The 12,513-nt window shown below is 73.4% G+C and carries 10 protein-coding genes; 4 read left to right on the top strand and 6 right to left on the bottom strand.

The annotated features are described in order from the left end of the window. Window positions 1–30: 30 nt before the first annotated feature. Window positions 31–1,236 carry a peptidoglycan DD-metalloendopeptidase family protein gene (locus tag ABKW28_RS03750; RefSeq protein ID WP_348606480.1) on the top strand — a complete coding sequence of 402 codons (1,206 nt, stop codon included), beginning with the start codon at window positions 31–33 and terminating at the stop codon, window positions 1,234–1,236. Here ABKW28_RS03750 and ABKW28_RS03745 read toward each other — a convergent pair whose 3' ends face one another. Next, a complete protein-coding gene (locus ABKW28_RS03745) occupies window positions 1,237–2,142 on the bottom strand; it encodes a MaoC/PaaZ C-terminal domain-containing protein (protein WP_348606478.1) in 906 nt (301 codons plus the stop codon). A 1-nt stretch (window position 2,143) separates the two neighbouring features. Next, window positions 2,144–3,478, bottom strand: a complete 1,335-nt coding sequence (locus tag ABKW28_RS03740) for a 3-oxoacyl-ACP reductase (RefSeq protein WP_348606476.1) — start codon at window positions 3,476–3,478, stop codon at window positions 2,144–2,146. Between the two features lie 175 nt (window positions 3,479–3,653). On the opposite strand from ABKW28_RS03740, the gene ABKW28_RS03735 reads away from it, so the two are divergent. Beyond that, window positions 3,654–4,937 carry an acetyl-CoA C-acetyltransferase gene (locus ABKW28_RS03735; RefSeq protein ID WP_193670947.1) on the top strand — a complete coding sequence of 428 codons (1,284 nt, stop codon included), beginning with the start codon at window positions 3,654–3,656 and terminating at the stop codon, window positions 4,935–4,937. A gap of 3 nt (window positions 4,938–4,940) precedes the next feature. Here ABKW28_RS03735 and ABKW28_RS03730 read toward each other — a convergent pair whose 3' ends face one another. Beyond that, on the bottom strand, window positions 4,941–5,606 hold the full coding sequence (locus ABKW28_RS03730) for a TetR/AcrR family transcriptional regulator (protein WP_348606474.1): 666 nt from the start codon (window positions 5,604–5,606) through the stop codon (window positions 4,941–4,943). A gap of 60 nt (window positions 5,607–5,666) precedes the next feature. Then, a complete protein-coding gene (locus ABKW28_RS03725; protein ID WP_348606473.1) occupies window positions 5,667–6,971 on the bottom strand; it encodes a hypothetical protein in 1,305 nt (434 codons plus the stop codon). Between the two features lie 834 nt (window positions 6,972–7,805). Here ABKW28_RS03725 and ABKW28_RS03720 point away from each other — a divergent pair. After that, complete coding sequence (locus ABKW28_RS03720) at window positions 7,806–9,089, top strand: hypothetical protein (protein ID WP_348606471.1); 1,284 nt, start codon at window positions 7,806–7,808, stop codon at window positions 9,087–9,089. A 3-nt stretch (window positions 9,090–9,092) separates the two neighbouring features. Here the strand turns inward: ABKW28_RS03720 and ABKW28_RS03715 are convergent, their stop codons facing one another. Both ABKW28_RS03715 and ABKW28_RS03710 read right to left on the bottom strand, forming a co-directional pair. After that, a complete protein-coding gene (locus ABKW28_RS03715) occupies window positions 9,093–10,610 on the bottom strand; it encodes an ATP-dependent DNA ligase (RefSeq protein ID WP_348606469.1) in 1,518 nt (505 codons plus the stop codon). A gap of 35 nt (window positions 10,611–10,645) precedes the next feature. Continuing rightward, on the bottom strand, window positions 10,646–11,425 hold the full coding sequence (locus ABKW28_RS03710; RefSeq protein ID WP_348606467.1) for an enoyl-CoA hydratase-related protein: 780 nt from the start codon (window positions 11,423–11,425) through the stop codon (window positions 10,646–10,648). A 52-nt stretch (window positions 11,426–11,477) separates the two neighbouring features. On the opposite strand from ABKW28_RS03710, the gene ABKW28_RS03705 reads away from it, so the two are divergent. After that, complete coding sequence (locus ABKW28_RS03705; protein WP_348606465.1) at window positions 11,478–12,416, top strand: DNA-3-methyladenine glycosylase 2 family protein; 939 nt, start codon at window positions 11,478–11,480, stop codon at window positions 12,414–12,416. Window positions 12,417–12,513 lie beyond the last annotated feature (97 nt).

Genomic DNA, 12,513 nt, shown 5'->3' with positions numbered 1-12,513 from the left:
ACCGCCCCCCGCCCCCGAGGGACCCCGATCATGCGCCTGCCCCTGCTGTCGACCCTGCTCGCACCCGGTCTCGGCGCCGTCGTCGTCGCGCTCGCGCTGCCCGCGCACGCCGCCCCCAGCGCCGACCACGAGATGCCCTTCCCCTGCGGGCAGGAGTGGACCGGCACCACCCGCGGCAACCACAGCCCGAGCGCGAAGTCGATCGACTGGAACCGGCCCGACGACGCCGGCGACCCGGTGGTGGCCTCGGCGCCGGGCACCGTGACCACGGCCAACGCGACCAGCGGCACCGGCTACGGCCACCACGTGGTCGTCGACCACGGGGCGGGCGAGTCGACGCTCTACGCCCACCTCGACACGGTGGCGGTCGCGGTGGGCCAGCGGGTCGACCAGGCCGCCCAGCTCGGCACGGTCGGCTCGACCGGCAACTCCACCGGCGCGCACGTGCACTACGAGCAGCGGCTCTCGGGATCGGTGCAGAGCGCCTGGTTCGGCGGCGCCGCGTTCGTCTACGGCTCGACCCAGCGCTCCGCGAACTGCGTCGACGTGCCGCTGGCGGCCAACATGATCGGCAAGGCACCCGCCGAGCTCGTCGTCTACCGCCGCGAGGCCCGCTCGCAGTTCCAGGTGCTGCGCCCCGGCCGCACCCCCAAGGTGCGCCGCTTCGGCACCGCCACCGACGAGCCCGTGCTGGGCGACTGGGACGGCAACGGCGTCGCCAACATCGGCGTCTTCAGCCCCGGCAGCGCCACCTTCGCGCTCAAGGTCGGCAGCGGCCGCACCCGCGTCGGGTTCGGGGCGAGCGGGGACCAGCCGGTGGCCGGCGACTGGGACGGCGACGGCCGCTGGGAGGTCGGCGTACGCCGCCCGGGCGAGGCCACCTTCCACCTGCGCGCCGCCGACGGGTCGGTGAGCAGCGTGCGCCTCGGCGACGCCTCCGACCTGCCGGTCACCGGCGACTGGGACGGTGACGGTCGCAGCGACGTCGGCGTCTTCGACCAGTCGACCGCGACCTTCACGCTGCGCCGCGTCGACGCCGAGGGGCTCGTCTGGACCGCCGAGGTGCAGTTCGGGGAGCCGGGCGACCTGCCGGTGACCGGCGACTGGGACGGCAACCTGGTCACCGACGTCGGGGTCTGGGACCCCGCGACGGCGACCTTCTCGGAGCGCCAGGCGCTGCGACCGACCGCGGCGCGCTCGACCACCGAGAGCACGGTCTTCGGCCGGCCCCGCTGATCAGCCCCCGGCGGCCGGCCGCGAGACGCCCGCCAGGTGCGGGGCGCCGGAGCGGGGGTCGCTGAGCGAGAACGCGTAGCCGTCGTCGGTGGGGCGGGAGCCGAACGCCACCCGCCCGGGCAGCAGGATCGGCTTCTTGAAGGCGACCTCGACGGTGACCGCCTCGGGCAGCCGGTTCTCCAGGGCGGCCACGCAGCGCGCCAGGCTCCACATGCCGTGCGCGATCTGGCGCGGGAAGCCCAGCGCCTTCGCGGTCAGCGGGTAGAGGTGGATCGGGTTGTGGTCGCCGGAGACGGCCGCGTAGCGGCGGCCCAGGTCGCCGGGCAGCGACCAGGTGGCGCCGGTGGCGGGCGCGTCGGGGAAGACGGTGCCCTCGGGGGCCGCGGCGTCGCCACGGCCGCGGCGCAGGTAGGCCGAGGAGCTCTCCCAGACCAGCTCGCCGTCGCCGTCGCGGACCTCGGTGACGAAGTCGAAGACGGTGCCCTTGGCGTGCGGGCGCGAGGGGCCGACGTGCGCCGAGACGCCGACCTGCTCGCCGATGACCACGTGGCGGTGCCGGGTCACGGTGTTGGCCACGTGCACGGTGCCGATGGCCGGGGCCGGGAAGGCCGAGTCGGTCATCATCGCCATGTGCAGGCCGAAGGCCAGCATGTGCGGGTAGGTCAGCGGGGCGACGTCCTTGCGCGGGAAGCCGCACAGGTCGCCGTACGCCTCGACGTGGGGGCGCTCGACGGTGACCGGGGGCCGGGTGAGGGCGAGTCCCTCGAAGCCCTCGGGGCGGGCCTTGCGCACGCCGGGCAGGCTGCCGACGACGGGCAGGCTCGGCAGGGCGGCGCGCAGCAGGGTGCCGGCGCCGGTGCTGCCGTCGTGGGTGCGGGCGGCGCGCTCGACGGTGGGGCCGGCCACGTCAGGCGCCCAGCATCATCTGGCCGCAGACCCGCACGACGTTGCCGTTGACGGCCGTCGAGCCGGGGGAGGCGTACCAGGCGATCGTCTCGGCGACGTCGACCGGGAGGCCGCCCTGGGCCATCGCGTTGAGCCGCTGGCCGACCTCGCGGGTCGCGAACGGCACGGCGGCGGTCATCTGGGTCACGATGAAGCCGGGGGCCACGGCGTTGACGGTGATGCCGTCGCTCAGCTCGTCCTTGAGCGAGTCGACCAGGCCGATGACGCCGGCCTTGGAGGTGGCGTAGTTGGTCTGGCCCACGTTGCCGGCGATGCCGGCGATGGAGGCGACGCCGATGATCGAGCCGCCGGCGTTGACGACGCCCTGGTCGAGCAGCTCGCGGCTGATCCGCTCGGGGGCGGTGAGGTTGACCGCGATGACCGAGTCCCAGCGGTCCTCGCCCATGTTGGCCAGCTTCTTGTCGCGGGTGATGCCCGCGTTGTGCACCACGACGTCGACGCCGCCGTGCTTCTCGGCCAGGTGGTGGGCGATGCGCTGCGGCGCGTCCTTGCCGGTGATGTCGAGGGTCAGCCAGTCGCCCTCGAGCTCCTTCATCAGCGACTGCAGCTCGCTGGCGGCCTGGGGCACGTCGACGCCGACGACGGTGGCGCCGTCGCGGTGCAGCACGCGGGCGATCTGCTCGCCGATGCCGCGGCTGGCGCCGGTGACCAGGGCGACCCTGCCGTCGAGGGGGCGCAGCTGGTCGGCGACCGGTGCCGCCTCGGTGGTGCCGGTGGCGCCGATGCGCACGACCTGGCCCGAGACGTAGGCGGACTTGGGGGAGAGCAGGAAGCCCAGCGTGCTGGTGGTCGCGGCCTCGGCGCCCTCGGCGACGTAGACGAGCTGCACCGTGCCACCGCGGCCGATCTCCTTGCCCAGGCTGCGGGTGAAGCCCTCGAGGGCGCGCTGGGCGACCCGCTCGGTGCCGGAGACCTGCTCGGGCGGGGTGCCGAGCACCACGACGCGAGGGCAGGTGGCCAGGCGGCGCATCAGGGGGGTGAAGAAGTCGCGCAGGGCGACGAGCTGGTCGGCCGAGGTCAGGCCGGTGGCGTCGAAGACCAGGCCCTTGTACGACGTGGTGTCGTCGGGCGACTCGGTGCTCGCGATGCCCAGGCTGTCGAGCAGGCCGGCCAGCGACTCGGCCAGGCGGCCGGTGCCGCCGGTGACGACCGTGCCGTCGACCAGCGGGGCGCCGGGGGTGTAGCGCTCGAGCGGCATCGGGGCGGGCAGGCCGAGGTTCTTGACCAGCAGCTTGCCGATCGGCGACTGGCTGAAGCTCTGGTACTTGTCGCTCATGCGGGTCCGTCCTCCGTGAAGTCCTGTGGGGCCTGGGGTGGGCCTGGGGTGGCACTGGGGCAGCACCAGGTGGCACTACCGGGCATGTAACTAGATGTGTAACTCCGAGTCCACTTTTCGTGACGTGCCCCTCACACCCTTCTCTGTGCGGGGCCGCGCGCGCAAGGATGTGCGCATGGCTACCTCTCCTCGTCGCGTCGCCGTCATCGGCGGCAACCGCACCCCCTTCGCCCGGTCCAACTCCGCCTACGCGGACGTGTCGAACCAGGACCTCCTCACCGCCGCCATCGACGGCCTCGTCTCCCGCTACGGCCTCGAGGGCGAGCGGCTCGGCGAGGTCGTGGCCGGCGCGGTGCTCAAGCACTCGCGTGACTTCAACCTGGCCCGCGAGGCGGTGCTGGGTTCGGCGCTGGCGCCCGAGACCCCCGCCACCGACATCCAGGAGGCCTGCGGCACCGGCCTGCAGGCGGCCATCCAGGTCGCCAACAAGATCGCCCTGGGCCAGATCGAGGCCGGCATCGCCGGCGGCACCGACACCACCTCCGACGCCCCGGTCGCCATCAGCGACAAGCTGCGCAAGAAGCTGATGAAGGTCAACGCCGCGCGCGACACCAAGGCGCGCCTGGCCGCGCTGGGCTCGATCCGCCCCGGCGACATCGGGCTCGACCTGCCCAAGAACGGCGAGCCCCGCACCGGCCTGTCGATGGGCGACCACGCCGCGCTGACCGCGCTGGAGTGGCAGATCACCCGCGAGGCGCAGGACGAGCTGGCGGCCGCGTCGCACCAGCACCTGGCGGCGGCGTACGACAGCGGGTTCCAGGACGACCTGGTGACCCCGTTCCGCGGGCTGGAGCGCGACAACAACCTGCGCGCCGACTCCTCGAGCGAGAAGCTCGCCAAGCTCAAGCCGGTCTTCGGCAAGGGCGAGGCGGCCACGATGACCGCCGGCAACTCCACGCCGCTGACCGACGGCGCCTCGGTGGTGCTGCTGGCCACGCAGGAGTGGGCCGAGGCACACGGGCTCGAGGTGCGGGCGTTCTTCGTCGACTCCGAGACCGCCGCGGTCGACTACGTGCACGGCGGCGAGGGCCTGCTGATGGCGCCGGCGTACGCCGTGCCGCGGATGCTGGAGCGCAACGACCTGAGCCTGCAGGACTTCGACTTCTACGAGATCCACGAGGCGTTCGCCTCGCAGGTGCTCTCGACGCTCAAGGCGTGGGAGGACCCGGTGTTCTGCAAGGAGCGCCTGGGCCTCGACGCCCCGCTGGGCTCGATCGACCGCGACAAGCTCAACGTCAACGGCTCGTCGCTGGCCGCCGGTCACCCCTTCGCAGCCACCGGTGGGCGGATCATCGCCAACCTGGCCAAGCTGCTGCACCAGAAGGGCTCGGGCCGCGGCCTGATCAGCATCTGCGCCGCCGGCGGCCAGGGCGTCACCGCGATCCTCGAGGCGCCCTGACGCTCACCTGAGGGTGGCGAGCGCGAGCGCTGAGGCGACGAGGTACTCGCGCACCTGCTGCGGCGAGATCTCCCCGACCGTGGGCACGCCCGGGGCGGCCTCCTTGACCAGGATGCCGACCCGGGCGAGCTGCAGCGCGCCGAGGCCGCTGGCGTAGAGGGTGTTGGCCAGCAGCGTGGGGTCGGTGACGGTGAAGTCGCCGGCCTCGACGCCGTCCTCGAGCGCGGTCGACAGGATCGACAGCGCGCCGGAGATGGCGCGTCCGAGGCGGAAGAGGGCGCTCTCGGAGATCTCGTCGAGCAGCTCGGGCCCGGAGCGGCGCATCAGCGCCTGCGCGCAGTCGACGAACGCCGGGTGGGCCAGCGAGTAGTCGACGAAGGCGCCCACGATGTCGGCCAACCGGTCCCTGGGGGCGTTCGAGGTGGTCGAGGCCTGCTCGAGGTCGACCCGCAGCTCGTCGAGATAGCCGACGAGGGTGAGGGCGAAGAGCTCCTCCTTGCCGGTGAAGTGCCGGTAGACGATCGCGCGGTTGATGCCCACCGCCCGGGCGATGTCCTCGATCTGGGCGTCGCGCACCCCGCGCTCGTCGAAGAGCGCGCGGGTCGCGGCCAGGATCTCCGCCTCACGGGCGCGGCGGCGGCCGTCGGTCTCGGGCGTGCGGGTGCTCATGGGAGGAGTGTACGACTCGTGCAACTCCGAGTTGCACGAGTGTGACGGGCTCGGCGGCGGTCAGCCAGGCGAGTAGGTGCCGATGCCGGGGACGACGACGAGTCGTTGGTCCTGGGGTCCGGTCCAGGTGTAGTGGCCGTGGTCCATCCGTCGGTAGCGCCACTGCTTGGTGGGGTCGGTGGTGGTCTTGGCCCGGTGATGTCGTCTGCAGAGTGGGGCGAGGTTGCCTGGGTGGGTCTGGCCGGGTGGTCCGTGTGGGTCGTAGGGGTCGATGTGGTCGAGGTCGCAGCGCCGGGCGGGGCGGCGGCAGTCGGGGAAGACGCAGTGCTGGTCGCGCTGGACGACCAGCTCGCGCATCCATTCCGGCGGGTCGTGGGCATCGACGGGGTCGCCGCGGTCGGGGTCGAGCGCCGGGGTCACCGTGACCCGGGCGCCGGTGAGCCAGTCACGGATCATCGCGCTGGTCGCGGGGCCCAGGTCCTCCACCCGCCCCAGCGGCGTGATCTCGCCCTCGGGGGTCGCGGTCAGGTGCACGTAGGCCTTGTACGGCCGCCCGGGTGCGGGGCTGTCGCCGTGGGCGCGGGCCCGGTCGACGATGACCTGCAACGCCAGCACCCGACGCCGAGCCAAGGACAGGTCGGGGTGGGTGGCCAGCAGGTCGTGGGCAATGCGACCGACGAGGTCCTGCAGGTCGGCCAGGGTGGCGGTGTCGCCGGTGATCTCCATCCACGAGGTCCCCAACCACCGCTGGTCGCGGCCGTCGCCGTGGGTCAGCGTCACGTCCCACGACTCCCGCGCGGCCTCTTCGGCCTCTTGATGGGCGTCGGTGTCGTAGCGGGCCCGGGCGATTTCCACGAGCCGGGCCAGCACCACGGGTCCGACCCGGTGCGCGCGGGCGGTGATCTCGGCGTCCACGTAGGCGGCCGCGTCGGGTGAGAGGCCGCTGGTGGCCTGGGCGATGCTGCCGGCGCGCCATACCGGCACCTCGAGGGCCTCCACGCGGGCCATCACCCGCGGCAGCCGGTGCGCCAGCTCGAGCGCATCAGCCATCAGGGTCAGGGCGGCGGTGGTGGAGATCTCCATCGCCGCCGCGAGCGGTTCGGCGGAGAACGCAGCGACCATCGGGCGCCCGTCACCACCGATCTTCTCCGGGCAGTCCAGGTCGCCCCCGACCTCCCCGAACCCCGCGGCCGACTTCGGGTCCTCGACGGTGTTGGTCTCGCACCAGCGGATCGTCGCGTGCAGCACCGCCAACGCCGCGGCGGCCTCGCGTGCCTTGGCCTGCTCGGCGAACCACAGCACCGAGTCCCGGTCCAGGTCATCGACCCGCACCGGACCACCCGCGAGGTCCGTCTCGATCAGCATGCTGACACTCAAGCACCAGCCACCGACAGACCCGCCGCACCCGCGCTGACCTGCGACGATCGTGGCGTCGGCGTGGCGCTCTTCCGCCGCCAGCAGCTCGGAACGCCCCACGACTCGGCCACCGGACGGTGACCTGTCCGGACGGGTCGCTACGTTTGCGCGGTGTCGCCCCAGGAGCGTGTCCTCGTCAGCCACCAGGACGCTGAGTGGCTACCCGCTCACGGTCGCGCCGACGTCGTACTGGCCGGAGAGCCGGCCGCCGCTCCCGCGCCGGTATGCCTGGTCCGTCTCCTGGTGACCCGTGGGGACGACATCTTGGTCGAGGCTCGGCCTGACGGTCGAGGGCTCGACATCCCCACGCGTGAGGTCCGGGACGGGGCATGGGAGGAAGCGCTGGAAGATCTGCTGTGCCGGACGGTTGTCGACGACTGTCGCCCACCTCGGTTGCTTGGGTATGTGCGCAACGATGTGCTCGGAGCACCCGACGGGTATCCATGGCCCACGCCGCACGCCCACTTCGTGGTCTGGCACTGCCGGTTGCCTGCAGACCGAGATGCACCTGGGGCATGGCTCGACGCGGTCCAGGCCGAGGCGGAGCTGCGTGAACGCCACTGGTGGCCGCTGGCTGCGCATGCAGAACGGGCGCAGCCGTAGAGCGCGCACGTTCCTGTGCCGGGTGAAGCGACCGACGGGACCGCTGCGCGGAAGTGTGGAGCCCCGGATGAACCTGGTTCATCCATGCCTCCACACTTCCGACCGCGCCCCCTGTGCCTCCTGCACCGCACACCTCGCACGGCTCGACCGGCCGAAGAAGCCCGGTGCTAACTTCGGCCAATGGCAAAGACGGCAGAGGGTCCCGCGGCCGAGACGCGTCGGGTGGAGCCGGGGGCCTGGGCCTCGCGGATGGCGGCGCTGGGCCCGGGGATCCTGATGGCCTCGGCGGCCATCGGCGGCTCCCACCTGATCTCCTCGACGCAGGCCGGGGCCCGCTTCGGGTGGCAGCTGGCGTTCGTCATCGTCGTGGCCAACCTGCTGAAGTACCCGTTCTTCCGGTTCGGCCCGCAGTACACCGTGGAGAGCGGCCGGTCGCTCGTCGAGGGGTACGCCCGCAAGGGTCGCGGCTACCTGTGGGTCTTCTTCGTGCTGGCCACCGTCAGCTCGGTGATCTCGACCGCGGGGGTCGGGCTGCTGGGCGCGGTGATCCTCGGATTCATGCTCCCGGACAGCTGGGCTCCCGGCATCCCCGCGCTGGCCACGGCGATGATGGCCTCGGCGTGGGTGCTGCTGGTCGCCGGTCACTACCGCGCCCTCGACGCCGTCACCAAGGTCATCATCGTGACGCTGACCCTGGCCACCATCACCGCGACCTTCATGGCGGCCTCGGCCGGCTCGGAGCGGGTGGCCGGCTTCGTCGAGCCGACCCCGTGGACGTGGGCGACGCTGCCGTTCCTGGTGGCCCTGATGGGCTGGATGCCGGCGCCCATCGAGATCAGCGCCTTGAACTCGCTGTGGATCCAGGCCAAGCAGAAGCTGCACCCCAGCCGCGCCAAGGACGTCCTCTTCGACTTCAACGTCGGCTACGCCACCTCGGCCGTGCTCGCCCTCTTCTTCCTCTCGCTCGGGGCCCTGGTGCAGTACGGCTCCGGGGTGGAGGTCGCCACCGCGGGCGGGGCGTACGTCGACCAGCTGCTGCAGATGTACGGCACGGCCATCGGCCAGTGGGCGGTGCCGCTGATGGCGGTGATCGCGTTCGCCTGCATGTACGGCACGGTCATCACCGTCATCGACGGCTACGCCCGCGCGTGCGCGGAGTCGCTGCGCCTGCTGCGCCGCGAGCCGGAGTTCAGCCGCCGCTCCCTCAACCTGTGGCTCAGCGGCATCACCGGCGTCGGGCTGGTCATCGTCGTCGCGGTGAGCGCCTCGCTCGCCACCATGCTCACCTTCGCCATGATCAGCGCCTTCCTCACCGCCCCGGTCTTCGCCTGGCTCAACTTCAGCCTCGTCCGCGGCGAGGGCTCGCTCAGCCCCGGGCTGCGCTACCTCTCGTACGCCGGCCTGGTCTACCTCGCGGGCTTCGCCGCGCTGTTCCTCCTCGACTTCGTCGGCCTCCTCGGCTGACCCTCAGCCGAGCGCGCGGACGGTCTCCAGGGTGTCGGCCTCACCAGCGGGCTTGTCGTCGCGGTAGCCCACCACCCGGGCGAAGCGCAGGGCCACCCCGCCGGGGTAGCGCGTCGAGCGCTGCAGGCCGTCGATCGCGATCTCGACCACCTGCTCGGGCCGCACGTGCACGACGTGGCCCTCGCGGTGCGTCTCCAGCGCCAGGAACCTCTCGGTCTGCCAGTCGAGCACCTCGTCGGTGAGCCCCTTGAAGGTCTTGCCCAGCATCACGAAGCCACCCTCGGGGTCGCGGGCCCCCAGGTGCAGGTTGGAGAGCTTGCCGCGCCGCCGCCCCGAGCCCCACTCGACGGCCAGCACGACCAGGTCGAGGGTGTGCACCGGCTTGACCTTGACCCACCCCGACCCGCGGCGCCCGGCGGCGTACGGCGCGTCGAGGCTCTTGACCACGACGCCCTCGTGGCCGGCCTCGAGCGCGCCGGCCAGGAACGCCTGGGCCGCCTCCGGGTCGCCGGTGCGCAGGCCGCTGACCCGGTGCTGCTCGGGCACCAGTGCGTGCAGGGCGTCGAGGCGCTCGTGGCCCGGCGCGTCGAGGAGGTCGGCCCCGTCGACGTGCAGGACGTCGAAGAAGTAGGGCGTGACGTGCACGCCGGCCGACTGCGCCGTGCGCGACGACGTCTCCTGGAAGGGGCGCGGCCGGCCGTCGTCGTCGAGGGCCAGCGCCTCGCCGTCGAGCACGAACCGCTGGGCCGGCAGCGCCCGAGCCACCTCGACCACCTCGGGCAGCCGGGCCGTGATGTCCTCGAGGCTGCGGGTGGCCACGCGCACCTCGTCGCCGTCGCGGTGCACCTGCACCCGGATGCCGTCGAGCTTGGTGTCGACCACGACCTCGGCTCCCGGCTCGGCCCCCTTGCCGAGCGCCTTCGTCATCGCCGCCGCCACGTCGGTGGCCGAGCCGGCCAGCATCGGCAGCACCGGTCGCATCACCTCGAGGCCGATCGCGTGCAGCGCCTCCTCGCCCTCGGTCAGGGCGGCGACCACGACGGCGACGGTCGAGCCCGACAGCATCGCCGCGCGGCGTACGACGGCGAGCGGCACGTCGGCGGCCCGCGCGACCCCCTCCTGCACCAGCGCGTCGAGCGCCCCCTGGCGCAGCTCGCCGGTCACCACGCCGCGCAGCCAGACCTGCTCGTCGGTGGTCGCGCGGCCGAAGAGCTCCTCGACCGCGCGGGTCCGGGCGCCGGCCGAGCCCGGCCCTGCCAACGCGGCGACCTCCTCGAAGCGCTGGTGCACCTCCAGCACCTCGAGCGTGGGGGAGCCCGCCGGCTCGGGCAGGTCACGCAACGACCGCCACCCCAACCCCGTACGCCGCTGCCGCAGCGTGCCGCCCAGGTAGGCCGCGACGGTCTCGGCCTCGGCGGGGCCGGCGCGTCCCAGGAGGTCGGCCAGCGCGGCCACCTTGTCCTTGCGCGAGCGGGTGGCGGCGACGGCCTGGGAGGTGGTCACGACGTCGGCGAGCAGCACCGTCTCATTGAACCCTCACCGGTCAACCGCCGCTCTCACCCCGGCAGCGCGGTGAAGTCGGGCTCGCGGCCCTCGGCGAAGGCGGCGAGCGCCTCGAGGTTGGCCGGGCCGCCCATCAGCTCGGCGAAGGCGGCGTTCTCACGCTCGCGGGCCGCGTCGATGCCGGCGCGCAGGGGAGCGGTCATCGCCTGCTTGACCGCCACCAGCGAGGCGACGGGGCGGCGCGCGAGCAGCTCTGCGTGGCGGCGGGCCTCGGCGAGCAGGTCGTCGGGCTCGCAGACCCGCCACACCAGGCCCGCGGCGAGCGCCTCGTCGGCGCTGATCCACTCCGACGACAGCAGCATCCACGCGGCGGCCTGGTGGCCCACGAGCCGCGGGAACAGGTAGGAGGACGCCGCCTCCGGCGCCACCCCGAGCGAGGTGAAGGGGCACTTCAGCCGGGCGGTGCTCGACATGAACGCCAGGTCGGCGAAGCCCAGGACGGTCGCGCCGATGCCCAGCCCGACGCCGTTCACCGCGACCACCAGCGGCTTGGGGAAGGCGACGAGCGCGTCGAGCATCCCGGGGAAGCCGTGCCGGCCGCGCCGGAAGCCGGGGTCGGCGGACATCCGGTGCATCTCCAGCAGGTCGGTGCCCGCACTGAAGGCGCGTCCGGCCCCGGTCAGCAGCACGACCGCCACGCCCGGGTCGTCGCCCGCCGCCAGCAGGGCGTCGGTCGTGGCGTCGTAGAGCCGCTCGTCGAAGGCGTTGAGCGCGTCCGGCCGGTCGAGGGTCAGCGTGCGCACGCGCTGCTCGTCGTGGATCTGCAGGGGCATGGCCGCAGACTACGCGAAACTAGAACACGTTCCATCACGTACGGTCGGGGCCGTGACCGCCGAGCCCCTGCGCCGCACCTGGCGCCCGGACTGGCCCTGCCAGATCGCCTCCGTCGCCGGCCAGCAGCGCCGCGGCCGCGGCGACCCGACGTACCGCGTCGACGACGCCGGGCGGATCTGGCGCGGCGTGCGCACCCCGCTCGGCCCGGCGACGCTCTCGCTGGAGTCGCGCCCGGCCCACGGCGAGGTGCACGCCCGGGCGTGGGGCGACGGGGCGGAGTGGATGCTGGAGGCGGTGCCCGCGCTGCTCGGCGCCGACGACGACTGGAGCGCCTTCGAGCCGCGCCACCCCGTGCTCGTCGAGGCCCGGCGACGCCACCCGCACGCACGGCTGGGGCGCACCGGGCTGGTGATGGAGTCGCTGGTGCCCTCGATCATCGAGCAGAAGGTGACCGGCCAGGAGGCCTTCGCCGGCTTCCGGATGCTGGTGCACCGCTACGGCGAGCGCGCCCCCGGCCCCGGCGCCGACCTGCGGCTGTGGGTGCAGCCCACACCTCATCAGCTGCGCACCGTGCCCTCGTGGGAGTGGCTCAAGATGCACGTCGACCACGCCCGCTCCCGCGCGATCGTCACCGCCGCCCGGGTCGCGGAGTCGCTGGAGCGCACCGCGACCCTGCCGGGCGAGGAGGCCGAGAAGCGGATCAGCAGCCTGCCCGGCATCGGGGTGTGGACCTGCGCCGAGGTGCGCCAGCGCGCCTTCGGCGACCCCGACGCGGTCTCCTTCGGCGACTACCACGTCGCCAAGGACGTCGGCTGGGCGCTGACCGGCACCCCCTTCACCGACGAGGAGATGGCCGACTATCTCGAGCCGTGGCGCCCGCAGCGGGGCCGGGTGCCGACCCTGCTCGGCCTGGCCGGCCTGCACCGCCCGCGGCACGGCGCCCGGATGGCCCCGCGCACCCACCTCCCCGCCCGCGTCACCCGCACCTGAGCGCCGACCCGGCCCATATCTGGCTCTCCTGTCTCTTCCGTGGGTCATGTGCGCCCGGGGAGGGTGGGCCGGTGGCCGCCGAGGTTGAGCATGGCCA

Origin of the sequence: Nocardioides sp. 31GB23, assembly GCF_040012395.1 — a bacterium.
GTDB lineage: Bacteria > Actinomycetota > Actinomycetes > Propionibacteriales > Nocardioidaceae > Nocardioides > Nocardioides salarius.
Note: the sequence above shows the minus strand (reverse complement) of the source record. Positions and strands in the feature narration are given on the sequence as shown.

Excerpts from the sequence above, each read along its gene's own strand:
- ABKW28_RS03750 (WP_348606480.1), top strand. The coding sequence starts at position 31 with ATGCGCCTGCCCCTGCTGTCGACCCTGCTCGCACCCGGTCTCGGCGCC.
- ABKW28_RS03720 (WP_348606471.1), top strand. The coding sequence starts at position 7,806 with ATGGCAAAGACGGCAGAGGGTCCCGCGGCCGAGACGCGTCGGGTGGAG.
- ABKW28_RS03730 (WP_348606474.1), bottom strand. The coding sequence starts at position 5,606 with ATGAGCACCCGCACGCCCGAGACCGACGGCCGCCGCCGCGCCCGTGAG.
- ABKW28_RS03710 (WP_348606467.1), bottom strand. The coding sequence starts at position 11,425 with ATGCCCCTGCAGATCCACGACGAGCAGCGCGTGCGCACGCTGACCCTC.
- ABKW28_RS03725 (WP_348606473.1), bottom strand. The coding sequence starts at position 6,971 with ATGCTGATCGAGACGGACCTCGCGGGTGGTCCGGTGCGGGTCGATGAC.
- ABKW28_RS03740 (WP_348606476.1), bottom strand. The coding sequence starts at position 3,478 with ATGAGCGACAAGTACCAGAGCTTCAGCCAGTCGCCGATCGGCAAGCTG.
- ABKW28_RS03735 (WP_193670947.1), top strand. The coding sequence starts at position 3,654 with ATGGCTACCTCTCCTCGTCGCGTCGCCGTCATCGGCGGCAACCGCACC.